Annotated in this window: 1 protein-coding gene; it reads right to left on the bottom strand. The window is 46.3% G+C overall.

Annotated elements, in window-relative coordinates:
• The coding region (gene proX, locus AC1DRJ_RS31705) for a glycine betaine/L-proline ABC transporter substrate-binding protein ProX (protein ID WP_477805573.1) at nt 1–590 on the bottom strand (590 nt) is incomplete at both ends.

Below are 590 nucleotides of genomic sequence, written 5' to 3'. Positions count from 1 at the left end.
ATGCTGACCTCAGACAAAAACTTACGAGCCACGGGATTTTCTTCTGCAAATTCTTTGTTCATGACTGCGTTAACAGTGTCCACTGGAAAGCCAAGATTCTTACCTTGATAAAAGGTATCTTTGCTTTCCTTACCATCAGGCAATGACGTAAATGGAACCGGGAGCCAAACTACATCACGCCCCTCAACAAGCACACTGGCAATCCACTGAGGCACCCAAGTGAAATACAACACAGGTTTACCTTGTTGGAACCTAGCAATAGTATCGGCCATCAACGCAAAATATGACCCTCTGTTGTCCACTACTGTAGGGCCCAAGCCATAGGCCTTCATGTGATGTTCAACCATCAGTTCACAACCCCAACCAGGGTTACAACCCGTCAGATCCGCCTTACCGTCACCATTGCTGTCAAAAAGCTTCGCAATCTCTGGCTTCTTCAAATCCGAAAGATCTTTGATGTTATAAGCGTCTGCCGTTTTCTTATCGATCATGTAGCCTTGCAAAACACCTTTCATGACCTGGCCGACTTTCACCATCGAATCATCGCCACCAGCCTTATCATAGAAGGCTGCATGCAGTTGTTCCCATTC

This window comes from Pseudomonas sp. P5_B2 (genome assembly GCF_056400445.1).
The sequence above is the reverse complement of the archived record's forward strand: the minus strand, read 5'-3'. Positions and strand labels throughout refer to the sequence as shown.